Source organism: Methylobacterium fujisawaense, assembly GCF_039619325.1.
Lineage (GTDB): Bacteria > Pseudomonadota > Alphaproteobacteria > Rhizobiales > Beijerinckiaceae > Methylobacterium > Methylobacterium fujisawaense.
This window is the reverse complement of record NZ_CP155000.1, coordinates 805211-828803: the sequence shown is the minus strand read 5'-3', so window position 1 is coordinate 828803 and position 23593 is coordinate 805211. Positions and strand designations below refer to the sequence as shown.

At 72.4% G+C, this 23593-nt stretch carries 20 protein-coding genes; 7 read left to right on the top strand and 13 right to left on the bottom strand.

Going from position 1 to position 23593, the window contains the following annotated elements; genetic code table 11:
- Positions 1-318: 318 nt before the first annotated feature.
- From coxB to ABC766_RS03870, 7 genes are read right to left on the bottom strand one after another with little or no spacing between them, the layout of a single operon-like run.
- Positions 319-1284, bottom strand: a complete 966-nt coding sequence (gene coxB, locus ABC766_RS03900) for a cytochrome c oxidase subunit II (RefSeq protein WP_345821197.1) — start codon at positions 1282-1284, stop codon at positions 319-321.
- Positions 1281-1769: a hypothetical protein gene (locus ABC766_RS03895; RefSeq protein ID WP_043354181.1), complete on the bottom strand. Its 489-nt coding sequence runs from the start codon at positions 1767-1769 to the stop codon at positions 1281-1283. Before ABC766_RS03895 ends, coxB begins: the two co-directional genes overlap by 4 nt.
- Entirely contained in the window at positions 1766-2827 is a 1062-nt protein-coding gene (locus ABC766_RS03890) for a hypothetical protein (RefSeq protein ID WP_345821196.1), read from the bottom strand. Before ABC766_RS03890 ends, ABC766_RS03895 begins: the two co-directional genes overlap by 4 nt.
- The gene (locus ABC766_RS03885) at positions 2824-3369 is read right to left on the bottom strand and encodes a c-type cytochrome (RefSeq protein ID WP_043383406.1); all 546 of its coding nucleotides are present in this window, start codon (positions 3367-3369) and stop codon (positions 2824-2826) included. Before ABC766_RS03885 ends, ABC766_RS03890 begins: the two co-directional genes overlap by 4 nt.
- Positions 3366-5390 carry a quinol:electron acceptor oxidoreductase subunit ActD gene (locus tag ABC766_RS03880; protein WP_043383409.1) on the bottom strand — a complete coding sequence of 675 codons (2025 nt, stop codon included), beginning with the start codon at positions 5388-5390 and terminating at the stop codon, positions 3366-3368. The genes ABC766_RS03885 and ABC766_RS03880 overlap by 4 nt, the downstream gene beginning before the upstream one ends.
- A gap of 2 nt (positions 5391-5392) precedes the next feature.
- On the bottom strand, positions 5393-8374 hold the full coding sequence (locus tag ABC766_RS03875; RefSeq protein WP_345821195.1) for a TAT-variant-translocated molybdopterin oxidoreductase: 2982 nt from the start codon (positions 8372-8374) through the stop codon (positions 5393-5395).
- Complete coding sequence (locus tag ABC766_RS03870; RefSeq protein WP_043345872.1) at positions 8371-9030, bottom strand: cytochrome c3 family protein; 660 nt, start codon at positions 9028-9030, stop codon at positions 8371-8373. Before ABC766_RS03870 ends, ABC766_RS03875 begins: the two co-directional genes overlap by 4 nt.
- 384 nt (positions 9031-9414) lie before the next feature.
- Here ABC766_RS03870 and ABC766_RS03865 point away from each other — a divergent pair, with 384 nt between their 5' ends.
- The 3 genes from ABC766_RS03865 (at position 9415) to ABC766_RS03855 (ending at position 14508) form a co-directional block, all read left to right on the top strand.
- Positions 9415-12000 carry an ABC transporter ATP-binding protein gene (locus tag ABC766_RS03865; RefSeq protein ID WP_345821194.1) on the top strand — a complete coding sequence of 862 codons (2586 nt, stop codon included), beginning with the start codon at positions 9415-9417 and terminating at the stop codon, positions 11998-12000.
- A gap of 167 nt (positions 12001-12167) precedes the next feature.
- Positions 12168-13361: a L,D-transpeptidase family protein gene (locus ABC766_RS03860; protein WP_278306710.1), complete on the top strand. Its 1194-nt coding sequence runs from the start codon at positions 12168-12170 to the stop codon at positions 13359-13361.
- A gap of 205 nt (positions 13362-13566) precedes the next feature.
- The gene (locus ABC766_RS03855; protein ID WP_345821193.1) at positions 13567-14508 is read left to right on the top strand and encodes an MBL fold metallo-hydrolase; all 942 of its coding nucleotides are present in this window, start codon (positions 13567-13569) and stop codon (positions 14506-14508) included.
- Between the two features lie 9 nt (positions 14509-14517).
- On the opposite strand, the gene ABC766_RS03850 is transcribed toward ABC766_RS03855, so the two are convergent.
- Positions 14518-14700 (bottom strand): hypothetical protein, encoded by a 183-nt coding sequence (locus ABC766_RS03850; RefSeq protein WP_236952875.1) that lies wholly within the window; start codon positions 14698-14700, stop codon positions 14518-14520.
- A 246-nt stretch (positions 14701-14946) separates the two neighbouring features.
- On the opposite strand from ABC766_RS03850, the gene ABC766_RS03845 reads away from it, so the two are divergent.
- Both ABC766_RS03845 and ABC766_RS03840 read left to right on the top strand, forming a co-directional pair.
- A complete protein-coding gene (locus tag ABC766_RS03845) occupies positions 14947-16191 on the top strand; it encodes a complex I NDUFA9 subunit family protein (protein ID WP_083683329.1) in 1245 nt (414 codons plus the stop codon).
- Between the two features lie 26 nt (positions 16192-16217).
- Positions 16218-17234 (top strand): NAD-dependent epimerase/dehydratase family protein, encoded by a 1017-nt coding sequence (locus tag ABC766_RS03840; protein WP_051976094.1) that lies wholly within the window; start codon positions 16218-16220, stop codon positions 17232-17234.
- Between the two features lie 28 nt (positions 17235-17262).
- Here ABC766_RS03840 and ABC766_RS03835 read toward each other — a convergent pair whose 3' ends face one another.
- Positions 17263-18042, bottom strand: coding sequence for a class I SAM-dependent methyltransferase (locus ABC766_RS03835; protein ID WP_345821192.1), 780 nt, complete (start codon positions 18040-18042; stop codon positions 17263-17265).
- A gap of 88 nt (positions 18043-18130) precedes the next feature.
- Here ABC766_RS03835 and ABC766_RS03830 point away from each other — a divergent pair, with 88 nt between their 5' ends.
- Together ABC766_RS03830 and ABC766_RS03825 are read left to right on the top strand one after the other, a co-directional pair.
- Positions 18131-18586 carry an Rrf2 family transcriptional regulator gene (locus tag ABC766_RS03830; RefSeq protein ID WP_342144692.1) on the top strand — a complete coding sequence of 152 codons (456 nt, stop codon included), beginning with the start codon at positions 18131-18133 and terminating at the stop codon, positions 18584-18586.
- A 141-nt stretch (positions 18587-18727) separates the two neighbouring features.
- Positions 18728-19105 (top strand): PH domain-containing protein, encoded by a 378-nt coding sequence (locus ABC766_RS03825; protein ID WP_043345852.1) that lies wholly within the window; start codon positions 18728-18730, stop codon positions 19103-19105.
- A gap of 111 nt (positions 19106-19216) precedes the next feature.
- Here ABC766_RS03825 and ABC766_RS03820 read toward each other — a convergent pair whose 3' ends face one another.
- From ABC766_RS03820 to ABC766_RS03805, 4 genes are all read right to left on the bottom strand, one after another.
- Positions 19217-20422, bottom strand: a complete 1206-nt coding sequence (locus tag ABC766_RS03820) for a CaiB/BaiF CoA-transferase family protein (protein WP_345821191.1) — start codon at positions 20420-20422, stop codon at positions 19217-19219.
- 11 nt (positions 20423-20433) lie between these two features.
- A complete protein-coding gene (locus tag ABC766_RS03815; RefSeq protein WP_345821190.1) occupies positions 20434-21249 on the bottom strand; it encodes an IclR family transcriptional regulator in 816 nt (271 codons plus the stop codon).
- Between the two features lie 8 nt (positions 21250-21257).
- Positions 21258-22013, bottom strand: coding sequence for an enoyl-CoA hydratase-related protein (locus ABC766_RS03810; RefSeq protein WP_345821189.1), 756 nt, complete (start codon positions 22011-22013; stop codon positions 21258-21260).
- Between the two features lie 253 nt (positions 22014-22266).
- A complete protein-coding gene (locus ABC766_RS03805; RefSeq protein WP_345821188.1) occupies positions 22267-23283 on the bottom strand; it encodes a nitronate monooxygenase family protein in 1017 nt (338 codons plus the stop codon).
- Between the last annotated feature and the right edge of the window lie 310 nt (positions 23284-23593).

Genomic DNA, 23593 nt, shown 5'->3' with positions numbered 1-23593 from the left:
CCGCGATGTTCACAGGTCTGAGGCGGACATCGCCGCTGGCGACAGGGCGCGACGGGCCCCCTCTCCCGGGCGGGAGAGGGTTGGGGTGAGGGACGAGAAGGCTCAGGATCGAGCACACCCTTGAAGCATCGACAGGTCGCGCCTCGTCTGGAGCGTTCTCATCCCACACCCTGTCCCTCTCACGCTCGGGAGAGGGGGCCCGCGCTCGATCCTGAAAACGCAAGGCCAGATCGGAGGTGTGAAACCGCGAGCAGGGCGAAGAGCTGGTCCGGTGCAGCTTGCGATCCGACGACTGAATTTTCAGGTTGACGCAGCTCATCATCGTGTCGCGTCCGCGGCTTTCGAGGTCGGGTAGGCTTTCAGAAAGTCGATCAGCGTCCCGAGTTCGTCCGCCGAGATCCGGCCGGCGAAGCTCGGCATCACCTGCTTGCCCCCGCCGGCGAGCCGGTCGCCGTTCGGATTCAGGATTTTCTCGCGCAGCCACGCCGCGTCGGCGGTGACGGTGCGGCCGTCGGCGAGCCTCACCTGCGACCCGAACAGGCCCGCGAGGCTCGGCGCCTTCACGGACGTGCCGGGCTCGTGGCAGCCGGCGCAGCCATAGGCCTCGTAGAGGGCCCGGCCCGCCGCGATCTTGCCCTGCTGCGCGCCGGCATGAGTCAGCCAGTCCTGGTAGTCGCCGGGGTTCATGAAGGTGACCTCGCCGCCCATCACGGAGTGGTCGGTGCCGCAATATTCCGAGCAGTAGAGGTGGTAGGTGCCGGTCTTGTCGGCCTTGAACCACAGGTCGGTGTAGCGGTCGGGCAGGGCGGCGACCTGCATCCGCACGGCCGGCAGGTAGAGGGCGTGGATCACGTCCTGGCTGATGATGTGCAGGCGGATCGGCTGGCCGATCGGCAGGTGCAGGTTGTTGATCTCGGACTGGCCCGTCGGGTGTTGGAACTTCCACATCCATTGCCGGCCGATCGCCTCGACCACCATGGCGTCGGGAGGCGGGTTCTTCGACTGGATGAACAGCTTCGCGCCCCAGACGAAGAAGATCAGCGTCAACAGGAACGGGATCAGCATCCAGCTGATCTCGATGAGATTCGAGCGGATGCCCGAGGGGCTCCGGTCCGCCTCGGACCCCTCGCGGTAGCGCAGGGCGAAGTAGGTGATCGCCACGAAGACCGGGACGGTCAGGAGCAGCGTCAGGACCGTGAAGGCCAGGATGAGCAGGTCGGTCTCGCTCGCGGTGGCGGAGACCGCCGCCGGCCAGAGCTGGAGGGAATCGTGGCTCGGCGTCATCGCGCAGCGGGCTCCGCCGGTTCGAGGGACCGGCCGACGATCAGGTCCATGGCGCGCCCGATCGGGATTCGGGCGCGGGTCCGGGCTTCGTCCCGGTAGCCGTAGCCGGCGAGAGACGCTTCGGCCGCCGCCCGCGCACGGTCGATATCGGCGTACGGGTCGGCCTGAAGGTTCGGAGGCGGCGGCGCCAACTGCGTGGTCTGCTGCGGCGTCAGGGCCGGCAGGGCCCGGCGCTGACGCGCCGCGAAGGTGTCCATCAGCCAGATCATCGTCCCCACGACCGCCAGGACCGTGAGCGCGAGGCCCGCCATCACCATCACGGTGTTGCGGACATTGACGTCCCGGGTCTCGTGCCCGGGCTCATTCGGATCGCGCTGGGTGTTGGCAGCCGGACGGGGCGGCCGCCCGTTCAGGAGCCCGCTGCCGCGCAGGGTCAGCCCGGCAAGGATCGCCGGGATCAGCCCGGAGGGGCCGTCGGCGCTCATGCCGGCCTCCCGGCGCGCCGGGCGTCGGAGGCCACGCGGTCCGCCCGCGGCCGCAGCACCGGCCGGAGCGCGGCCGCGAGGCAGGCCACGGCAGCGGCGGCGAGCACGTCGCTCGGCCGGAGGACGAAGCGGTCGCGCACCGCCGGGGTGATCAGCCAGAACATCTCCAGGGCGTGGACGGCCACCGCCGCGCCGGCCAGGATCCGGGTGGTCGGGCGTCCCGGCCGGAGGGTCGCGAGCCCGGCCAGCACGACGATTGCGCCGGCCACGACCGCCAGCGCCCGTCCGACCCAGCCGCCGCGGGCGAAGTACCACGTCACCTCGGGCGGCAGATTCGCCGACCAGACGATCAGGAACTGGACGAAGTGCAGATAGGCCCAGAGGCCCAGAAGCACCACGAGGGGCACCAGCCGGCCCCGTCCGGGCGCGGTACGGCCGCGGCCGACGGGCTCCGGCTCCTCCCAGGCGAGGAGGATCGCCGCCGCGAAGGCGAGGCCGCTCCAGGCCGTCATCACCAGGAGGCCCAGAAGGGTGGAATCGAGCCGCGGATCCAGGGAGGCGACGACGTCGGTGACGAACAGCGTGCCGACGACCGCGTGCAGCCCCACAGCCGGCACGGTCCGCCCCTCGCCGGGGGCGTCGAACGGCTTGGCGAACCTCAGCGCCAGCCAGGTCCAGGCTGCGAGATAGACGATCGCCCGGATCGCGAAGAACGGCACCGTGAACCACAGGGCGGCCAGCGGCGTGCGCGCCGGAGCGCTCACCCAGGGATAGAGCAGGGGCGTGGCGGCCAGAAGCGGCAGCGACAGCACGGCCGCGACCGGCATCAGCGCCATCAGCCGGCGCAGACCCGCCAGCATCTCGATGCCGCCGCGCTCGCGGACCCGCTTGCCGAAACGCTCGGCGACGATGACCACCGGCAGGGCGCCGACCGGCAGGGCGAGAAGGACGAGCCACGCCGCGAGATACGAGGCCGCGGCCCCGCGCCAGCCGCCCGCGAGCAGGCAGACGGCCAGGAGGACGAGGCCGGCGAGGCCGAGCAGGGCGGGGCGCCTCACGGCGTCGCCTCCAGGCGGGTGCGATCCTCCGGGGGCAGGCTCGCCACCGGGGTGTCCTGGCTGAGCTGGAGGGCGCGGAGATAGGCGATGATCGCCCAGCGGTCTGCCGAGGGGATCATCTGGGCCATGCCGAACATGGACTTCCGGCCGTTCGAGATGGCGTCGTAGAGCTCCGCCGCGGAGGCCATGCGCACGGGCTCCGCCGTGAGATTGCCGGCGGAGGGAAATCCCCGGGCCACGATCATGCCGGCGCCGCGCCCGTCCTGCCCATGGCAGGGGGTGCAGAAGACTCCATAGCGTTCCCGGCCCTGGTCGAGCAGCGCCCGGCTGATCGTCTGCGGCTGCGGCGCCGTGCGGGCCGGATCGATCCGCGGCACGGTGCCCGCCACCGGCTGGCGCATGGTGATCTCCCGGGGAAAGAACGGGTTCTTGTCCCAGGTCTTGGCCCGGGCCTGATCGGCCATGTCGGCCTCGCCGCAGGCCCCCAGCGGCGCGAGGGCGAGGAGGGCGAGCGGCACGGTGCGGAGGGCGGCGCGCCTCATCGCGGGATCCGCCGGAGCTCGAGGGGACGCCCGGCCTCGGCTGGCAGGGCCGCGAGCCGCCGCTCGATCCGGCCTGCGTCGAACCGGTCACCCCGCGCCTCCGCGGAGAGGAAGAACCGGTCCTCGGAAGCCCGCAGGAAGCCCGGGATGTTGAAGGCCGGGTGATTCAGGCGGGGCAGGCGGTTGAGCACGAGGAGCGCGAAGTGGATCGCCACGCAGCCCGCCATCATCGCGACGGAGACGCTCGGCACCACGAACGAGGGCCAGGACAGGCGCGGGCGCCCGCCGATCAGGAAGACGTAATCGTAGGCCGTGGCGTAGAGGCACAGGGCGAAGAAGCCGACACCGCCGAGCAGGGCCCCGGCCAGGGCGTAGGGCAGGATCGAGCGTCCCTCCAAGCCCAGTGCCCGCAGGGTGCGGGGCATCGGCACCGGCCCGTGCCCGTCGAGATGGACGTGATCCGGACTGATCCCGGAGACCGCCTGGAGGGCGGCGGCGAGGTCGCCCTGACTCGCGAAGGTCGCGGACACGCCCCACAGGGGCGCGGTGACCGGGTCGTCCTCCGGGCGACCGGTGGCCCGGGATGCGGCCGCGCGGGCCGCCTCCTGCGCGGCCGGCGACACCATCAGGGCGAGGCGGCGGCTCTCGACGATCGACACGGCCGGCAGGTAGCGCAGGAACAGGAGGAGCAGGGTCAGGAACAGGCCCACCGAGCCCGCGAAGGTGGCGATGCCCCAGACATCCGTCGTGTAGGGCAGCCGCGAGGACGGCAGGAAATCCTGCGTCAGGGTGACGACCAGGACCATGACGTGGTCGGCATAGGCGCCGATCGCCACGAGAAGGCCCACCACCGCGATGGCGACCGGCGCCGTCCGGGCCCGCGCCGACCACAGGATCTGTGCGGGCAGGACGAGGCACAGGATCGCCGTCCAGGACACGAGGGCGTGGTCGCCGGTCATGCGCCGGACCAGGACGCCGCGCCCCGCGGCGTCGCCATTGAGGAACGTGTCGAAGTATTCGGCCGCGTAGCAATAGGCGCTGGCGCAGCCGAGACAGAGCAACAGCCGCCCGAGCACGTCGAGATGGCGGTCCGTCACCAGGGCGCCGAGGCCGTAGACGAGGCGGATCAGCATCACGATCACCGCCGTGACGCCGACGCCGGAATAGACCGCATTCACCAGGAAGCTCACCGGCAGCAGCGTGCTGTGCCAGCCCGGCATCAGCGAGCCGGCCAGCATCACCGAGGCCCCGGTCTGGACCGAGACCACCAGCAGCACGCCGAGCAGCGCCACCGTCCGGTAGGCCTGGACCCAGATCTGCCAATGGGCCGCCGAGCCGCGCCAGCCCGAGGCGAGGATGCCGTAGACCTGCGCGCGCAGCAGCGCGCGCTTCCGGGTCGCTGCCTTCGTCTCCCGCTGGCGCATCGCCTCCGCGTGGGCACGGTCGCGCAACGTGGCGAGGTCCGGCAGCAGGCCGATGAACCAGAGGCTCACGCAGATCACCAGGAAGGACACGATGTCGATCGCGTCCCAGAGGAGTGGCGAGCGGAACTGCGGCCAGAGATCGTAGGTGTTGGGGTAGGGCAGGTTCCAGAAGAAGAACCACGGCCGTCCGAGATGGATGATCGGGTAGAGCCCGGCGGCCGCGGTGGCCAGCAGTGCCAGGGTCTCGGCCACGCGGTTCACCGCCCCGCGCCACTCCGCCCCGAGCAGGAGCAGGATCGCCGAGACCAGCAGGCTGCCGGACGCGACGCCGATCCACCAATCGTAGCTCGCGATGTCGAGGGCCCAGACGACGGCGTTGTTGTTCGCCCAGATGCCGGGACCGGCATAGAGCAGATAGCCGAGGGTGAGCACGAACAGGCCGAGGAGCGAGGCCGCCGCCGCGAAGGCGATCCACCAGCGCCGGTTCCCCGGATGCGTCAGCGGAATCGCCGTGACCGCGCCGCCGATCCCCTGAAGGGTCTCGTCGGGCCGGATCAGGGGGCCGGGCTGCGGACCGCCGGAGAGGGGGCCGGCCATGCTCAGCCCTCCCGTCCGTTCGGATCCGCGGCGGGCGCGAGCCCGGCGAGATAGGTGGTGCGCGGCCGCGTGTTCAGGTGGCCGAGGAGCGCGTATTCCCGCGTGTCCCGCCGGGCGGCCGAGACCCGGCTTCCCGGATCGGCGACGTTGCCGAAGGTGATCGCCCGGGTCGGGCAGGCGCCCTGGCAGGCGGTCTCCACGGCCCCGTCGGGGATCGGCGCGTGGGCGTCCTTGGCCGATGTGATCCGCGCCGCCGTGATCCGCTGGATGCAGTAGGTGCACTTCTCCATCACGCCCCGGGACCGGACCGTGACCTCGGGATTGCGCTGCTGCTGCTCCACCGGGGTCATGCCGCCGGTGTAATCGAGGTAGTTGAAGCGGCGGACCTTGTAGGGGCAGTAGCTCTGGCAGGTGCGCGTGCCGACGCAGCGGTTGTAGACCTGCAGGTTCAGGCCCTCGCTGTCGTGGAGCGTCGCCTCCACGGGGCAGCCGAGTTCGCAGGGCGCCTGCTCGCAATGCATGCAGGGCACCGGCTGGAAATGCGTCGTCGGCGCGTCGAGGTCGCCCGCGTAGTAGCGGTCGATCCGCAGCCAGCCCATCCAGCGGCCGAGTTCGACCTCCTCGCGCCCGACCACGGGGATGTTGTTCTCCGCCTGACAGGCGGTGACGCAGGCGTTGCAGCCGGTGCAGGCATCGAGATCGATGGCCATGCCCCATTGCGCGGCGACCCAGCGATCCTGGCTCTCGGGGGGCGGATAGAACGAGGCGGGCGTCGGCGCGCCCTTCAGATCACCCACGGGTGCGGCGCCCAGAGCCTGCACGCGCACGAGATCCTGACCCTCCATCGTGCCGAGATGCTGAGTGGTGACCGGCCTGCGCTGCTGTCCGGTCTTCGTCAGCCGGGCGCCGGCGAGACCCCAGGGAGAACCCGGTGGCCGCAGGGGCGCGGCGTCGTAGCCGAGGCCGCGGGCGAGGTGGTCGGGGACGTCGCGGCCGTAGCCCAGCGTGAGGGTCACGGTGGTGTCGGCCTGCCCCGGCAGGATCCAGGCCGGACCCTCGACCGCGCGGCCGCCGGCCTCGACCCGCAGGATGTCGCCCGTGGCGATCCCCTCGCGCTCGGCGAGGCGCGGGCTGAGCGCGATCACGTTCTCCCAGACCACCTTGGTCAGGGGCTTCGGGAGTTCCTGCAGCCACGCGAGGTCGGCATGGGTGCCGTCCCAGATCGTCGGATCGGGCCGGAACAGCACTTCGACCCCCTCGGCGGCCGGCGCAGGCGATGAAGCCGCCGCGGGGGCGGCTGCCGCCGCCTGCGTCAGCGCCACCGTCTCGGCCGGACGCGCGCTGTCCGCCCAGAAGCCCAGGCGCAGGGCCTCGGAGAAGCGGGCCTCGAAGGCCGCCTCGTCCTCGCCTGGGTTCCGTCCCTGCGCCTTGAGGAGCCCGAGGGCGTCCTGACCGCCCTCCCCACCCTCGCCGCTCGCCAGGAAGGCCAGCATCTCCGCGAGCGTCCGGCCGTTGTACAGGGGGGCGACCGTGGGCTGGATCAGACCCACCGTCCCGTCGAGGGACCGGATGTCGCCCCAGGATTCCAGCGGGTGGGCGGCCGGCAGATGCCAGTCGGCATGAGAACCGGTCTCGTCGTAGTAGAGCCCCGCATGGATCTTGAGGGGTACGCGCGCCATCCGGGCGGCGAAATCGAGGGCGCCGGGCGCCTCGTAGACCGGGTTGGCGCCGAGGACGACGAGCACCTTGACGGCACCCTGATCCATGGCCTCCGCGAGATCCGCGAGGGTCCCGGCGCCCGTCTCCGCCACGGGCGCCGTGTGGACCAGGGTCGCGCCGGTGTTGCCGAGGGCGCCGTTGAGGCGGTGAACCAGCGCGTGCAGGTCCGGGCTGGCGGTCAGGCCGGCGGTGACGATGCCGCTTCCCCGGGCCTCGGCGAGGGCCGTCCCGGCGCTCCGCGTCCAGCGCGCGACGGGATCGTCGCCCCCGGGGGCCGCGCCGCCCGCGGCCAGATTGAGCAGGTCCCGGGCCAGGGCCTCCAGCCGGCCGGCCGGGACCACGAGCCCCCGATCCGCCTTGGCGCTGGTCAAGGTCGGTGTCGGCGCCGCCGCGTGGAGGGTGAGAAGGCGGCCCTCCGCGTAGGCCGCCCGCCGTGCCTCGCTCCAGCGCCGCGACAGGCCGACCTGACCGGGTCCGAGATCCAGAAAGTCGCCGTCCAGCGCCACGATGGTCCGGGCGCGACCGAAATCGGGGCGGGTCTCCAAGGGCCGTCCATAGGCCTGGCGAGCGCCCTCGTAGATCCCGTCGCGCCCCGCCCCGGCGCCGACATACCAGCGGAGCGCCGGGTAGGCGGCCCGCAGCCGCGCGAGCTGGGCCGCCACGCCGGGCGAGGTCACAGGGCCGGTGAGCAGGGCGAGACCCTCGCCCCGGCTCTCGCGCCAGCCCGGCATCCGACCCTGCAGGTCTGCCCGGAACGCCGCCCAGGAACTCGGCCGGCCGAGATGCTGCACCGCCTGGGAGCGGAACGGGTCGTAGAGCCCGAGCACCGAAGCCTGGGCCAGCACGTCGGTGCCGCCGCGGCTCCAGGGATGCTCGGGGTTGCCCTCGATCTTCAGGGGCCGGCCGTTGCGGGTGGTGACCAGGATGCCGTTGCCGAAGCCGTCGAACACCGCCGAGGAGGCGTAGGACAGACCCGTGCCGGGCACGATCCGCTCGGGCTGATTGACGTACGGCACCTCGTAGTCGCGGCCGCCGCCCCCGCCGCAGGCGGTGAGGCCGCCCAGCGCGAAGGAGGCGGCCATCAGCTTCAGGAAGCCGCGCCGCTCCGGGGCCGCGGCGAGCCGGGACGCCGACGGGAACTCGGCCGCCAGATAGGCGCGGAACTCGGGGCTGTCGGCCACGGCGTCGAGGCTGCGCCAGAAGCGCGGACCGTCGCCGCCGGCGAGTTTCGCGCGCAGGGCCGCGATGTCGGGGGCGCCGGTCATCGGTGGCAGATCCCGCATTCGGTCAGCCGCTCCCCGCCGCGGATGTGGTACTGGGCCACGAGCTTGGGGCCCAGCGTCGCCTGGTCGGAGGGCGGCGTCCAGGTCATGTTCCAGACCTGATCCGGCGTGCGGACGTACTTCTCCGGCGCCCGGTGGCAATCGAGGCAGAACTGCATCTCGAAGGCGTTGGCCCGGTAGGTCATCTGCATCGCCGTGACGTCGCCGTGGCAGGTCGAGCAGCCGATCCCCTTCGTCACGTGGACGGAGTGATTGTAGTAGACGTATTGCGGCAGCTTGTTCAGCCGCTTCCATTCGAGCGGCTTGTCCTGCGCGTAGCTGTCGCGCACCGGCTTGAGCATCTCGGAGCCGGTCCAGATCTGCGAGTGGCAGGTCATGCAGGTATGCGTCGGCGGGATGCCGGCCGTGGCCTCCCGGTCGACCGTGGTGTGGCAATAGCGGCACTGGATGCCGAGTTCGCCGGAATGGTGCTTGTGGCTGAACGGCAGGGGCTGGGCCGGCGCGACCCCGACGCCCGTGACGTAGTTCGAGCGCACGATCCCGGCCGCCAGAACCGGGAGCCCAACCAGGCAGGCGACGCCGGTCATCAGAGCGAGGCGGTAGAGCGCGTCGGCCCCGGGCGTGAACAGCTGCGCCATCAGGCCGACCCGCAACAGGCGAAGGCCGGGAGATGGCGCTCGGTCTTCTCAGCCCCTCGCCGCAAGCGTCGCCCCACCCTCTGGTCCCGGTCGAAATCGTGCGGTGCGCCGGCCGGCCGCGCGATACGGCTCGGGCGCCCGCGGCGATCAGGCTTGGAGGTCCGCGCCTCGCAGATCCGAGCCACGGCCGCGCCATGCCCCATGGTTGTAACGCTGGAGCGCTTCCAAACCAGAGCCTCAACCGCAAACAACCCGGCCGACATGTCGCAGCGGCCGGCGGCAAGGTCCGCGCAAGGGAAGCCCGCGCCCGCGACCCTTCCCGTGACCGGCGCGAACGCCTATGCCCGCGCGACGGTTGAGACGCCCGATCCTGTCCGGAGACGCATGGAATCCGATCCTCTCGTCCTGACGTGGCGCGCCGCGCGGCCTCAGCACACCGCGGCGGCGGCCCTCGCGGTCGGGATCGGCGCGCCGCTCTGCGCGCTCGCGCTCCTGTGCCTGCGCGACCTGATCGCGGTCCTGCCGCGCGACGAGGCGCCGGTGCTGCCCTTCCTGCGCGTGGCGGTCGCGCTTCCGGGCGGAGAGCTGGTGCTTGGCCCCGGCATCCCGATGCGCCCCGCCGAACTCGAGCTCACCGCCTTCCTGTGCATCGCCGTCTGCGCCCTGGCCCTGGCGGGCCTCGGCTGGTGCGTGGCGCGCTTGTGCTTCAAGGCGCAGAACAAGGCCGGGGACGCCGTCCGCGAGGGCGTTCTGCGGGCGATCCTCGACGCCCCCGCGGGGGCCCGGGACGAGGCGCGCAGCCTGGCCCGGATCGTCGGAGAGGTGCTGGCCCGAGCCGACCGCCTGCTCGCCGCCGGCATCGTCCTGCCGGCGATGACCCTCGCGGCCCTGATCCTGGCCCTCGGCTTCGCGGCCCTGGCCGCGCCCCGGCTGATCCCGGCGGCCGTGATCGGACTGGCGGCGATCGGACTCGCCTACGGCTTGGTGCTCGAACGGGCGCGCGACCGGCAGGAGTTGCGCCTGCGCTCCAGCGCGCGGGCGGAGGAGAACCTGAACGACCTCGTTCGGCGGCTTCCTGCCGTGCGCAACCACGGAGCGGCGGCCATCGAGCGCAGGCGTATCGCCGCCCGCGTCGCCGCGATGCGGACCAATGTCGGTCGCGCCGAGGCGCGGCTGGCCTACGCCCGGGCGCCTGCCCTGGCGCTGGCGGTGATCCTGCCGGCCATCGCCGCCGGCACGGCACTGTGGCGCTCGGCGCCAGGGCAGCCGCCCGCGGCCCCGGTGGATCCGGCCGCCCTCCTGGCGGCCGTCGGCGCCTTCGGCCTCGCGGGCTGGCTCGCCGCCATCTGCGCGCGGTTCTGGATGGTCCGCCGGTCGGTGCGCCCGCGCCTCCGCGACCTCGCCCGCATCATCGCGTCCCTCGAGGGGCGGCGGGCGCGGGCCGCCCGGATTGGTGCGGCCGCATTGCCGCTGCCCCGGTCCGGGATCCTGGCCACGGAAGGCGTCGGAGCCTTCGATCCGGCCACGGGCGAGCGCCTGACCGGCGTCGCCGTGGCCGTGACGATGCCGGGCCACGTGGCGATCACGGGCAGCCGCGGCAGCGGCGCCCGGGCGCTGGCGGCGGTGCTGGCCGGGCAGGTCGAGCCGACGGCCGGGGCCGTCACCTATGCGGGCACGGACCTGCGCGACTTCGACGCCGCGGAGCGCGCCCGGCGCATCGCCTTCACGTCGGGGGAGGCGATCCTGATGGAGGGCTCCCTCCGGCAGAACCTGCTCTACGGCACCGATCCGGCGACCGCGCCCGACGACATCGCGCTGATCGGCATCAGCCGGCTCACCGGGCTCGACGGCTTCGTATACGCCCGCGGGCTGACCGGACGGCTCGATCCGGCCGCCCAGCCGCGGCTCGCCGCCGCGATCGTCACCGCCCGCCGGACCATGCGGGTGGCGCTGGCCGCCAAGGGCGCCGAGCGCCTCGTCGAGCCCTTCGATCCCGACCGCTACAACAACCAGGCGAGCATCGGCGAGAACATCCTGTTCGGGGAGCCGGTGGGCGGCACCTTCGCGCCCCTGCGTTTCGCCCGCCACCCCTATCTGCGGGCGGTTCTGGAGGCGGAGGGGCTGGTTCGCCCGCTCACCGAGATCGGCCTGTCGGTGGCCCGCAGCACGGTGGAGATCTTCGCCGACCTGCCCAACGACCATCCCCTGTTCGACGCCTATTCGCTGTTCCAGGCGGCCGAGCGGGGCTATTTCGAGGATCTCGTGGTGCGCCTGCCCAACGCGGCGAGCCTGCGCCGGGGACCGGCGGGCCAGCGCGACCGCTTGCGGTTGATCGGCCTGGCGCTGCGCTACAACGAATCGCGCCACCGCTTCGGCCTGATCGACGGCCCGTTCGAGGAGCGCCTCGTCCAGGCGCGGCGGTCCTTCGCACGGATGCTGCCGCCCCACCTCGCGGGCGCGGTGGAGTTCCACGACCCCTCCCGGGTCAATCCGGCCGCCAGCCTGGAGGAGAACCTCCTGTTCGGCCGGATCAGCCTCGGCGAGGCCAATGCCGAGCCGCGGGTCCGCGAACTGGTGCGCCGAGTTCTGGCCGACGAGGGCCTTGAGGCCTCGGTCTATGGCCTCGGCCTCGACAGCAAGGTCGAGGCTCAGCCCAGCACCGGGGCTCTGGCGGACGGCGCGATCAATGCCCGCGAACGCGTGGCGATCGAGCTGAGCCGCTGCCTCGCCCGTGATCCCGACATCCTCGTGGTCGCGGTCGCGATGGACGAGCGGAAGGTAGAGGGCGCACGCGAGCGCCTCGCCCAGCTGCGGCAGGCGCGGGCCGGGCGCGGCCTGATCGTCTGCCTGCCCGAGACGAGTCTTGCGGAGAACGCCGCGCCCTTCGACGCGGTGATCGCCGTGGAGAACAGCGCGGTCCTCGCACCCGTCCCGGCCGCCGCCGAGCGGGACCCCGCACCGGCAGCCTGACAGGACGTCACGATCCGCCGGCGCCGTCGGCCTTCCGCGCGCAGCGGGACAATCCAGCGGGGTCGGGCTGACCGGACGCGCAGCCTCATGGCCGCCGCAATAATCCGTCAGGCCGCGAGGCCGCGCCTGTCCGGCAGCCATCCCGGCCGATCCAGCGCGGACGGTTCATGCCCCTGTCGACCTCGATCCCCCTCGCTGCCGGCCTCGTCGTGCTGGTCCTCGCCGGTCCGGCCGCCGCGCAGGCCGGCAAGGCGGAGGCGCCGATCCCCGCCGCGACCCTTGCCCTGATGGCGCAGAAGGGCGTGACGGCCGCCTCGCCGGTCCTGTTCCGGGCCTACAAGAAAGAATCCGAGATCGAGGTCTGGAAGAAGGGTCGCGCCGGCTACGTCTTCATCAAGACGTTCCCGATCTGCCGCTGGTCCGGCCAGCTCGGGCCCAAGCGCAAGAGCGGCGACCGGCAGACCCCGGAGGGGTTCTATACGGTGCCCCGGCGCCAGATGAACCCGAACTCGCACTACTACCTGTCGTTCGACGTCGGATATCCGAACGCCTACGACCGGGCCCATGGCGGAACCGGGTCCGCCGTGATGGTCCACGGCATCTGCTCGTCCATGGGCTGCTTCGCCATGACCAACGGTACGGTCGGCGAGATCTACGCCATCGCCCGGGACGCGCTGAACGGCGGGCAGGCGGCCTTCCAGTTCCAGTCCTACCCGTTCCGGATGACCGCCGAGAACATGGCCCGCCACCGGACCGACCCCAACATCGCCTTCTGGCGGGAACTCAAGGCCGGCTCGGACCGGTTCGAGGCGAGCCGCGAGGAGCTGCAGGTCTCGGTGGTCGCCGGCCGGTACGCGTTCGCGCCTTCGCGGGATCCCGCCATCGAGGCGGCGGTCACCACCCGCCGGGCGGTCGAGGAGGCGCGGATGACCGCGCTCGCCGAGGCGGGCGAGCCCGCCGTGCGCACGACCTATTCCGACGGCGGCCAGAACGCCTTCTGGGCGGCCTACACGGCCCGGGGCGGGGCGGTCGGCGACATCAGCCGGCCGGAGGCCCTGGCCTTCGCCGGCCAGGAGGTGGTGGTCGTGCCGGGCCATCGCGCCCATCGCCCGGTGCCCGACACGGTCTGGGCCGGCTGGGCCGCACCCGAGTCGGGCCTGTCGCCGCGGCAGATGGCGGGCTTCGTCCCGGTCTACGAGCGCGCCCCCGATCCGTTCGGGGCGCTGGTCGCGCCGCTCCCGACCCGCTACAGCGACGCGCTTCCGTCCTGGCTGGCCGCCGGCCTCGCCGGATCGGGCTCCGGACGCCCGATTCTGGCCGGTTCGCCGGGCGGTCTCCTGGCCTCGGCCGAGGCGCTCTGAGCATGCGAGGGTCCGGTCAAGCGTCCCGTGCGTGTGCGCGGACGCACATCACGACCGCCTGCGGCACACCAATTCATGATACGGCAGGGGATGAGCGGTACACCTGCTCCGTCGGCCTGCCTTATTCAAAGCTACCTTCCCGGAACGGCGACGGGGTTTCGATCATAACCGATCGGGACCGACTGTCCGCGGATTCGTGATCGCCATGTCGAACAGTTCCGAGCCGACTCTCCTGACGGCCGACCAAGACCTCGTACTCCGCTTCTGGGGCGTCCGCGGATCGACGCCCGTCAGCGGCCCGCAATACGCCGAATTCGGCGGCAGCACGCCCTGCATCGAGGTGCGGTGCGGCCAGCGGATGTTCATCGTCGACGCGGGCTCGGGCATCTACAATCTCGGACAGGGTCACCGGACCGATCTGCCCCGGGAAGTCGACCTGCTGTTCAGCCACCTGCATCTCGACCACACCGCGGGGCTCCCCTTCTTCAAGCCGGCGGTCCTCGACTGCGACCGGGTGATCAACACCTATTGCGGCAACCTCGGCGGCGAATCGGCCGGCCCAACCCTCGACCGCCTGTTCGCGCCGCCGCTGTTCCCGGTTACGCTCGACAGGCTGTGCTGCACCTTCCGCCACCACGGCTTCGAGGCGGGGCAGACCCTGACCTTCCCGGACGGGACGCGGGTCGCCACGATCCTGCTGAACCATCCGCAGGGCTCCGTGGGTTACCGGTTCGAGCATGCCGGCAAGCGCCTGTGCCTGATCAGCGACATCGAGCACAGCGACCCCTGGCCCGATCCCAACCTCGCCGCCTTCGTGGCCGACGCCGACCTGATGGTCTACGACGGCATGTTCACCGACGGCGAGTATCCGACCTGCCGGGGCTGGGGCCACTCGACCTGGCAGAAGGGCGTGGAACTCGCCCGGACGGCGGGCGTCAAGGCGCTCGGGATCATTCACCTGCACCCGGCCCATTCCGATACGGCGCTGCGCGACATGGAGGCCGACATGCAGGCCGAGATGCCGACCGCATTCATCGCGCGCGAATGTCAGAGCCTCACGGTCGGGGCTCCCCGGGCGATCGGCGGCCGTCCAAACGGGCGTCCGGCCGTGGCGCGGGAGATGCGCCGCCGGATCAAGGTCGCCTGAGCCGGCGGATCAGGCGGAGTGCCGCCTGCGGGTCCGGCTGTACCGGGACCACGCGAACAGCACGAACAGCGCGACGCCGATGATCAGAATGCTCCAGCCGTAGTTGCTGACGAGCTGCGCGTCGATCGGGTGCCCGACGAACCCCAACGCGACCAGCAGGCCGAACACCGCGATCGCCGCGGAAACGAGCATCCCTACAATCATCGAAGTCCCCGGCGCGTCCCATCCGCGCGATTCGGCAGGGCCGTATGGTGGGGAAGAATGCTTGGCGGCCGCACCCGTTCCAGCGTCCGGCCCTCTGCCGCGCCGGTCATCGGCCCCACGCTGTTCACCGGAATGGCGCGGCGGCTCATTCGGCGGCTCCCATCGCGCCGAAGTTAGGCTAAGTAGGCCGCCTGACGGCGCCCCGGGGCGCGCGAGGAGCTCGAGACCACGGCGATGAGCGGCCAAGAGAACACGACGGCGCCCGCGGCGGCGCACACGAGTCCGGAGACGCAGTCCGCATCCGCCGCCACGCCGGGGCTCCTGCGTCCGCAGGACCAGCTCGTGACGATCTACGGCGGCTCCGGCTTCCTGGGACGGCACGTGGTGCGGGCGCTGGCCAAGCGCGGCTACCGGATCCGCGTCGCGGTGCGCCGGCCGGACCTCGCGTTGTTCCTGCAGCCCCTGGGGAAGGTCAACCAGATCGTGGCCGTCCAGGCCAACCTGCGCTACCCGGACTCGGTGGTCCGGGCCGCCGAGCGGTCGGACGTGCTGATCAACCTCGTCGGCATCCTGCAGGAGACCGGCTCCCAGAGCTTCGCGCGGCTGCAGGTCGACGGGGCCGAGGCGATCGCCCGCGCCGCGGCGCGCCAGGGCGCCCGGATGATCCACGTCTCGGCGATCGGGGCCGATCCGGCCTCGCCGTCGGTCTACGCGCGCACCAAGGCGGAGGGCGAGGCGCGGGTCTTCGCCGCCTGTCCGGACGCGGTGGTGTTCCGGCCCTCGCTGATCTTCGGGCCCGGCGACAGCTTCTTCAACCGCTTCGCCGGCCTCGCCCGGGCGCTTCCGGTTCTCCCGCTCGCCGGCGGCCAGTCCCGCTTCCAGCCCGCCTTCGTGGGCGACGTCGCCGAGGCGATCGCCCGCGCGGTCGACGGCACCGTGGCGCCCGGCAAGGTCTACGAACTCGGCGGCCCGGAGGTGGGCACGCTGGAGCACTTCGTGCGCTACATGCTGAAGACGATCCGGCGGAAGCGGGTGGTCGTGGACCTGCCTGCGCCGGCGGCCAAGCTCCAGGCCCGCATGCTGGAGATCGCCGACACCCTGACCTTCGGCCTGCTGCCGGATTCGCTGAAGCTGACCCGCGATCAGGTGACGCTGCTTCAGAACGACAACGTCGTCTCGGAGGCCGCCAAGGCCGAGGGTCGGACCTTCGAAGGCATCGGCATCACGCCGACCGCCGCCGAGGCGGTGGTGCCGGGCTATCTCTGGACCTTCCGCAAGGCGGGGCAGTTCGCCACCGACCAGGACGAGTCGCACCTGTCCGAGGTGCCGGACACGCTGGCATCGAAACCCCTGGCGGCCGGCTCTCAGCATCGGCCCCAGACCGCCTCCGGCCCAGCGATCGGCGCCGATGCCGGCAGCTCGCCGGGGGCCGGTCAGGGCAGCAGGGGCGTGCGCTGGGGAACTCGGAAACCGGGCTAGGTGACGGGCCGCGCCCGGATCGCGCCATGAGCGCGCCCTCCCTCCACGGATCCGGCGGCCCGGCCGCGCGGCGCATCCTCGTCACCGGGGCGGCCGGCTTCGTGGGCGGCCACGTCCTGCCGCTCCTGGCGACGATGAGCGCGGGAGCGGGCGATTGCGTGGCCGGGATCGGGCGGGGGCGGGCGCCGCACCTGCCGGAGGGCGTCAGCTACGCGGCGATCGATCTCCTCGACGAAGCCGCGCTCAGCGGCTTCGTGGCGCGATTCCGGCCGACCGCGATCCTCCATCTGGCGGGCCTCGCCTCGGTGGCGGATTCCGCCAGCGGCCCGGGCCAGACGTGGCGGGTCAACGTCAACGGCCTGATGAACCTGGTGGCCGCGGTGGAGGCGGTGCCGGGCTGCACCTTCTTCTTCGTCAGTTCCGGCGAAGTCTACGGCAGCGCCTTCCTGGCGGGCCACGCCCTCAGCGAGGCGGTCGAGCCCCTGCCGCGCAACACCTACGCCCGGTCGAAATGGGTGGGCGAGCAGCTGCTCCGCGACCTGCTGCCCCGGATCGGCGTGAAGCTCGTCGTGCTGCGGCCGTTCAACCATATCGGCCCCGGCCAGGACGAGCGCTTCGTCGTGGCCTCCTTCGCGGGCCAGATCGCCCGGATCGAGGCCGGCCTCGTGCCACCCTGCCTGGAGGTCGGCAACCTCTCCTCCTATCGCGACTTCCTCGACGTCGCCGACGTGGCGAACGCCTACGCCGACCTGATCGGCCGGGCGGACGCCCTGGCGGACGGGAGCGTGTTCAACATCAGCTCGGGCCAGCCGCGGACGATCGCCAGCGTCCTCGAGGACCTGCGCGCCCGGGCCCGGGTCCCGTTCGAGATCCGCATCGCCCCGGAGCGCGTGCGGCCGACCGAGATTCCCCTGGCCGCGGGCGATGCCGGCCGCCTCCACGCCGCCACCGGCTGGCAGCCGCGGGTCTCGTGGGACGCGGCCCTGACCCGGGTGCTGGACGACGCGCGGGCGCGGCTGTCGGACGCGCGCAAATCCGGCTGAGGCGCAGGATTTGGCGCCACCGCGGCGCTCAGCGCTCCGCGACGGCGATCAGGGCGGTCGAGGGGATCGGCAGGACGGGTCGACCGCCCGCCATGCGCCGCGCCTCCGCAATCACCGCGGCCCGGTCGGCCGCGCTCAGGTCGACCCAGTCCGGCGACAGGCCGAACACCGTGTCGGGGTCGTCGAGCATGGCGACGTCGAGCGCGTAGTCGAAGGTCACCCGGTCGATCCGGGGGGCTGCGTACCCGGCCGCGACCAGCGCCCGGGTGAACCCCGCCGGATCGCCGAGCGCCCGCACCCCTTCGGGCATCGCCCGGCTCTCGCGCTCGGGGAACAGCCTGCGGCGGATCTCGCCGAGCAGCAGGAACGTCGCCGCGCCCTGGTCCTGCCACGTGGCCACGACGCCCGATCCCCCGGGCCGCGTCACGCGCGCCATCTCGGCGAGGCCCTTCCGCCAGTCGGGGAACATGATCACCCCGAAGATCGAGAACACCGCGTCGAAGCCACCGTCGGGCAGGGCGAGGGCCTGTCCGTCCATGACCCGCGCGTCGACATTGGGCAGTCCCGCCCCGGCGATGCGCGCGACCATGCCGGGCGAGAAGTCGACCGCGAGGACCTGCGCCCCCGTCCGCGCCGCGGCCAGCGCGAGGGCACCGGTGCCCGCCGCGACGTCGAGGACGCGGCTGCTTCCGGTCAGCGGCACCCGCGCGAGCGCCGCCTCGGCGAAGCGCGCCGTGAACGGATGGGCGGTCGTCTCGTAGTGCTCGGCGACGCTGTCCCACCGATCCGGGTTCTCGAACTCGCGCACCGCTTCAGCTCCGCTCCATCACGTAACTTGATAAGTATCGTGATGGCGCACGGTTGCCAATCCCGAGTCCAGTGTGATGGATCGACGGGTGCGCACCGACAGCCGCCTCTCCCGAACGCTCCATGTGCTGCTTCACATGGCGCGCCACGACGGACCGATGACGTCCGAGGCGATCGGGCGGATGCTCGGGACGAATCCCGTGGTCGTCCGCCGCACGATGGCCGGGCTCCGGAACGCGGGCTACGTGACGTCGGAGAAGGGGCACGGCGGCGGATGGACCATCGCGGCGGACCTGAGCGCGGTCTCGCTGCTCGACATCCACCGCGCGGTCGGCGGGCCCCGCATCTTCGCGATCGGCAGCGATCGCGCGAACCCGGCCTGCGCCGTCGAGAAGGTCGTCAACGCGGCGGTCGAGGACACGCTGCGCGAGGCCGAGGCTCTTCTGATCACGCGGCTCGGTTCCGTCAGCCTCGCCGAGCTCGCGCGAAGCTTCGACGCCCGGTGCCGGCCCGAGGGGGCATCGGACACCTCGACCTGCACGTGACGGTGGGCGCGGCGCCGGGCATCGGCGCGCGCGACCAGGCTTGCGGTCGGAACGGAGTGTCGGATCGCGTCGGGCGCTTGCCGCGCCGACGATCGGGCGCCATGCTCCGCCTCGACGCGGACCAGCACGAGATGATCGGCCATGGGCCTTCTGGACGGATTGCTCGGACACGGCTCGGCCGTCGATGCGGCCTCCCTGGAGCGCCGGCTCGACGGCATCCTGATCGACGGCGAGACGGCGCGGCTCGCCTTCAAGATCATCCGGGACGTGTTCGTGTTCACCGAGCGCCGCGTCATCCTGATCGACGTCCAGGGCGTGACCGGCAGCAAGGTCGAGTTCCTGTCGGTGCCGTACCGCGCGATCGTGCGCTTCTCGGTCGAGACCGCCGGTACGTTCGACCTCGACGCCGAGTTGAAGATCTGGGTCTCGGGCGCGGCGGAGCCGATCCAGCGGACCTTGAAGAAGGGCGCGGACATCCGGGGCATCCAGCGGGCCCTGGCCGAAGGCGTGCTGCGCTAGCCCACGGCCCGACCGCGCGGATGATGGCCCGCTCCGACCCGCGGCGAGCCGTCCACGGCACGCGACGGCAGGAGGCGACCTGCAGGAGGCGACCTGCAGGTCGCCTCCTGCCTACCGGACCACGCCCTTGGCCCGCAGCGCGTCGCGCGCGTCCTCCGGATAGTCCAGCTGCTCGGCCAGGATCTCGGCGCTCGAATCCCCGAGGCCCGGCGGCATGCGCCGCACCGGCAGCCGGCGGCCGTCGAGCCGGTAGGGCGGGGCGATGACGTGGGCATTGCCGGGCGCCGTCACCACCAGCCCGGCCTCCTGGGCCCGGTCGCAGGTGAGCGCCTCGCGCAGGCCCATCACCTCGCCGCAGGGGATGCCCGCGGCCCTGAGCCGCGCGATCAGCGGCGCGCGCTCCCACTTGGCGAGTTCCGCCTCCAGCACCGGGATGAAGGCGGCGCGGTTGCGCGATCGGTCGAGGTTGGTGGCGAAGCGCGGGTCGGCGACCCAGTCCGGCCGCTCCAGCACCTGCTCGCAGAAGCGGCGGTACTGCCCGTTGTTGCCGACCGTGATCACCACCGGCCCGTCGCCGGCCTCGAACACCCCGTAGGGGACGATCGAGGGATGGGCATTGCCGTAGCGGGGCGGATCGATGCCCCGGGCCAGCGCCTCCAGGCCGTAATAGGAGGTCAGCGCGACACCGCAATCGAACAGAGCGAGGTCGATCGTCTTGCCCCGTCCGGTCCGCTCCCGCTGGTACAGGGCCGCCAGCACGGCCTGGGCCGCGAACTGCCCGGTGAACAGATCGACCGCCGCGACCCCGAACTTGAGCGGCGGCCCTCCAGCCTCGCCGTTGAGCGCCATCACACCGGATTCACCCTGCACGACGAGGTCGTAGCCGGGTCGTCCGGCCTCAGAGCCGTCGGAACTGTAGCCGGCGATCGAGCAGTAGATCAGGCCGGAATTCTCCGCCGACAGGTCGCCGTAGCCGAGGCCGAGCTTCTCGGCCCCGCCGGTCTTGAAGTTCTGCACCAGGACATCGCTCTCGCGCGCGAGCGCCTTGACGATCGCCAGCCCGTCCGGGGTGGCGAGATCGATACCGATGGAGCGCTTGTTGCGGTTCACGCTGTCGAAATACGAGGTGTTGCCGGGGCTCGTGGGCACGCCCCAGTCGCGGGTATCGTCGCCGCGCTCCGGGTGCTCGATCTTGATCACGTCGGCGCCGAGATCGCCCAGCACCTGCGCGCACCACGGCCCCGCCAGGACCCGGGACAGGTCGAGGACGCGGATCCCGGCGAGCGGCAGGTCGTCGGTGGCGGATTCGGCATCCATCGCGGACATCCTCAGGCTCCCATGACGCCGTCGAGGCTGCGGACGGCTGCGATGAGTCTCGGGCGCGCCACCTCCATGAGGAAGCGTGCGTCGGTGATGACGGTGGGGGCGCCGCAATTGACCGACATGGGCGGCAGGCCGCCACCGGGATGGAACCCCACCGCGATGGCGCAGACGGTTTCCTGCCACTCGCCGAACGAGGTGCAGCAGCCGATCTCCCGATGCTCGGCCACGGCCCGGTCGAGACCGGCCCGGAGCGCGGGCCAGGCGACCGGGTCCAGGGCCTTCAGGTCCTCGTAAATGCCCTCGCGCTCGCGATCCGGGCAGATTGCCACGTAGGCCCGGCCCATGGCGCTGCGGGCGAGGGAGATGCGCGAGCCGGTATCGAGGTTGAGCGAGATCGCCGCCGGGCCGCGCTGGCAATCGACGTAGCGCATGCTGAGACGGTCGCGGACGCCGAGTCCCACCGAAGCGTTGGCGGCTTCGGCCACGGCGCGGAGCACGGGCCGGGCGATGCCGCGGACGTCGAGGCCTCCGAGAGCCGCCGAGCTGAGCGCGATCGTCGCCGTGCCGAGGCGGTAGCGGCCGATCTCGGGCAAATGCTGCAGGTAGCCGAGCTTGGTCAGCGTGTAGGTGAGCCGCGACACGGTGGAGCGCGGCAGGCCGCAGGCCTCCGCGATGTCGTGGTTGGCGAGGCTCGTGCGCCCCGGACCGAAGCAGGCCAGCACCGACAGCCCCCGCGCGAGGGCCGTCACGAAGTGCCGGTCCTCCTTCGCGCCGAGTCCGGCGGTGTCGGGATCGGCCAGCAGGGCCGCGTCCGCATCCATCCGCGCCCTCATCGGTGCAGGAACGCCGCGAAGGCCGCCTGCGCCTCCGGGGCGCGGCGGAGCGCGTGGAAGACCTCCGCCTCCTCGCCGAGCGTCCGAGCGACAGCTTCCTCGTGGCCACGGCGCAGGGCCTGCTTGGTGGCGGCAATCGAGAGCGGGGGCAGGGCCGCGAGCGCGCGCGCCTTGCCCAGGGCGGTTTCCAGCGCTGTCCCCGCCGGGACGGCGGCGTTGACGAGGCCCGCCGCGGCGGCCTCCGCGGCCGTGAAGGGCTCGCCGAGCATCAGGAGTTCGGCGGCGCGCTTCGAACCCGCCACCAGGGGCAGCAGGTAGCTCGATCCGCCCTCCGGGCTGAGGCCGAGCGCCGTGAAGGGCAGGCGGAACCGGGCGCCGTCCCCCGCATAGGCGAGATCGCAATGAAGCAGCAGCGTCGTGCCGATCCCGACCGCATGGCCCTCCACGGCCGCCAGGACTGGCTTCGGGCAGGCGCGCAGAGCCTTGAGGAAGGTCAGGCCGGGGCTGTCGCCGCCGGTCTCGACGTCCTGAAAATCCTTGAGATCGTTGCCGGCGGTGAAGCAGCCGCCGGCGCCGGTGAGCACGACGGCGCGCACCGCCTCGTCCCGGGCCACGGCCTCGATGGCCGCGGTCAGGCCCGCATAGGTCGCCCGATCGAGGGCGTTGCGCCGCTCCGGCCGGTCGATGGTGATGAGCCGGATCCCGGGCTCCGGGTCGGCGACGCGCAGGTTCGGGGGGGCGGATTCACACATCACAGTCGCGCCCCCGTCTCCCGAGCAGGCCGCTGTCCCCTCGCCGGACAGGCAACGGGCGGCGAGAGACGCGTGCCCCCCGCCATCGCCGACGGAGCGCGACAGGCGGCTTCCGCCCCCGTCCGGGAGCGGGGACCGGCACCGCGCTGGGGCGCCGAAGCTCGGATATCCGGAGCCCGGACCTCCATCGCCCATCCCGTGAAGCGGAAAAGACCAGCCGCCTGCGCCGCGAGAGGCGGATGCACGCGGACGCTCACGGCACGGCCTCGCCCGCGTATTCCGCCGACAGGCCGGCCATCCGCCCCCGCGCCGCCGCGTATTCCCGCGCAAGACGGGCCACGAGGTCGGCGGTGGCCGGCGCGTCCGCGATGGTCCCGACGCCCTGGCCCGCGCCCCAGACGTCCCGCCACGCCTTCACGCTGCCGCTGCCGAAATTCATCGCGGTCTTGTCGCGCACCGGCAGCGCCTCGGGATCGAGCCCGGCGGCGCGGATGCTCGGCGTCAGGTAGTTGCCCGGCACGCCGGTGAAGTAGGGGGTGTAGAGGATGTCGGCGGCCGCGCTGCCGGCGATCATGTCCTTGTAGGCGGGGGCGGCGTTCGCCTCCCGGGTGGCGATGAACCGGGTGCCCATGTAGGCGAGGTCGGCCCCCATGGCCTGGGCGGCCAGGATCGCCGCGCCCGAAGTGATCGCCCCCGAGAGGATCAGCGGACCGCCGTAGAACCGCCGGATCTCGCCGACGAGGGCGAAGGGGCTCAGCGTGCCGGCATGCCCGCCCGCGCCGGCGCAGACGAGGATCAGCCCGTCGACCCCGGCCTCCAGCGCCTTCTCGGCATGGCGCACGGTGGTGACGTCGTGGAAGACCACGCCGCCATAGGCGTGAACCGGGCGGATCACCGCGTCGGGCGCCCGCAGCGAGGTGATGATGATCGGCACCCGGTGCCGGACGCAGGCCTCGACGTCCTGGGCCAGCCGGTCGTTGGACGCGTGGACGATCTGATTCACCGCGAAGGGCGCGACCTTGCGCGACGGGTCGGCCGCCCGGGCCTCCGCAAGCGCTCGCGTGATCCGCGTAAGCCATTCGTCGAGCAGAGCGGCGGGCCGGGCATTGAGCGCCGGGAACGAGCCGACCACGCCGGACAGGCACTGGGCGATCACCAGTTCCGGCCCGGAGACGATGAACATCGGCGCGCAGATCACCGGCAGGGCGAGGCGTCCGCGCAGGGCTTCGGGCAGGCGCCCGGACAGGGTCTGCTCGGGACCGTCGCTCACCGCCCGCTCCCTGCCGCCCGATTCCGCGCCGGACAGGCGCTCCCGGGCCGCTCGCCCCGATGGATGCCACGCACCGCGATCCTCCCCTGCTTCGGGCAGCCCGATCATCGCTCACCCGGCGGCGACCGCAACCGAGTCCCGCCCAGGGCCGTTTTGATGACATGGCGCCGGGGCGCGGGTCAAACGGCAGCATCCGTCGATTTCTGCAATGCAGAATGATCGGTTCGGAGATGACGTCAGCCGCAGACGAGTCACGGCCCTCGCTTGACGCTCGCGTCGACCCGGACCAACATTCATCCAACGTGCAGAC

What these genes read in the sequence shown, in the direction of transcription:
- ABC766_RS03820 (WP_345821191.1), bottom strand. Translation starts at nt 20,422, where the DNA reads ATGGATGCCGAATCCGCCACCGACGACCTGCCGCTCGCCGGGATCCGC.
- ABC766_RS03880 (WP_043383409.1), bottom strand. Translation starts at nt 5,390, where the DNA reads ATGGCCGGCCCCCTCTCCGGCGGTCCGCAGCCCGGCCCCCTGATCCGG.
- ABC766_RS03815 (WP_345821190.1), bottom strand. Translation starts at nt 21,249, where the DNA reads ATGGATGCGGACGCGGCCCTGCTGGCCGATCCCGACACCGCCGGACTC.
- ABC766_RS03885 (WP_043383406.1), bottom strand. Translation starts at nt 3,369, where the DNA reads ATGAGGCGCGCCGCCCTCCGCACCGTGCCGCTCGCCCTCCTCGCCCTC.
- ABC766_RS03870 (WP_043345872.1), bottom strand. Translation starts at nt 9,030, where the DNA reads ATGGCGCAGCTGTTCACGCCCGGGGCCGACGCGCTCTACCGCCTCGCT.
- ABC766_RS03845 (WP_083683329.1), top strand. Translation starts at nt 14,947, where the DNA reads ATGAGCGGCCAAGAGAACACGACGGCGCCCGCGGCGGCGCACACGAGT.
- ABC766_RS03875 (WP_345821195.1), bottom strand. Translation starts at nt 8,374, where the DNA reads ATGACCGGCGCCCCCGACATCGCGGCCCTGCGCGCGAAACTCGCCGGC.
- ABC766_RS03895 (WP_043354181.1), bottom strand. Translation starts at nt 1,769, where the DNA reads ATGAGCGCCGACGGCCCCTCCGGGCTGATCCCGGCGATCCTTGCCGGG.
- ABC766_RS03860 (WP_278306710.1), top strand. Translation starts at nt 12,168, where the DNA reads ATGCCCCTGTCGACCTCGATCCCCCTCGCTGCCGGCCTCGTCGTGCTG.
- ABC766_RS03840 (WP_051976094.1), top strand. Translation starts at nt 16,218, where the DNA reads ATGAGCGCGCCCTCCCTCCACGGATCCGGCGGCCCGGCCGCGCGGCGC.
- ABC766_RS03850 (WP_236952875.1), bottom strand. Translation starts at nt 14,700, where the DNA reads ATGCTCGTTTCCGCGGCGATCGCGGTGTTCGGCCTGCTGGTCGCGTTG.
- ABC766_RS03865 (WP_345821194.1), top strand. Translation starts at nt 9,415, where the DNA reads ATGGAATCCGATCCTCTCGTCCTGACGTGGCGCGCCGCGCGGCCTCAG.
- ABC766_RS03810 (WP_345821189.1), bottom strand. Translation starts at nt 22,013, where the DNA reads ATGTGTGAATCCGCCCCCCCGAACCTGCGCGTCGCCGACCCGGAGCCC.
- ABC766_RS03855 (WP_345821193.1), top strand. Translation starts at nt 13,567, where the DNA reads ATGTCGAACAGTTCCGAGCCGACTCTCCTGACGGCCGACCAAGACCTC.
- ABC766_RS03825 (WP_043345852.1), top strand. Translation starts at nt 18,728, where the DNA reads ATGGGCCTTCTGGACGGATTGCTCGGACACGGCTCGGCCGTCGATGCG.
- coxB (WP_345821197.1), bottom strand. Translation starts at nt 1,284, where the DNA reads ATGACGCCGAGCCACGATTCCCTCCAGCTCTGGCCGGCGGCGGTCTCC.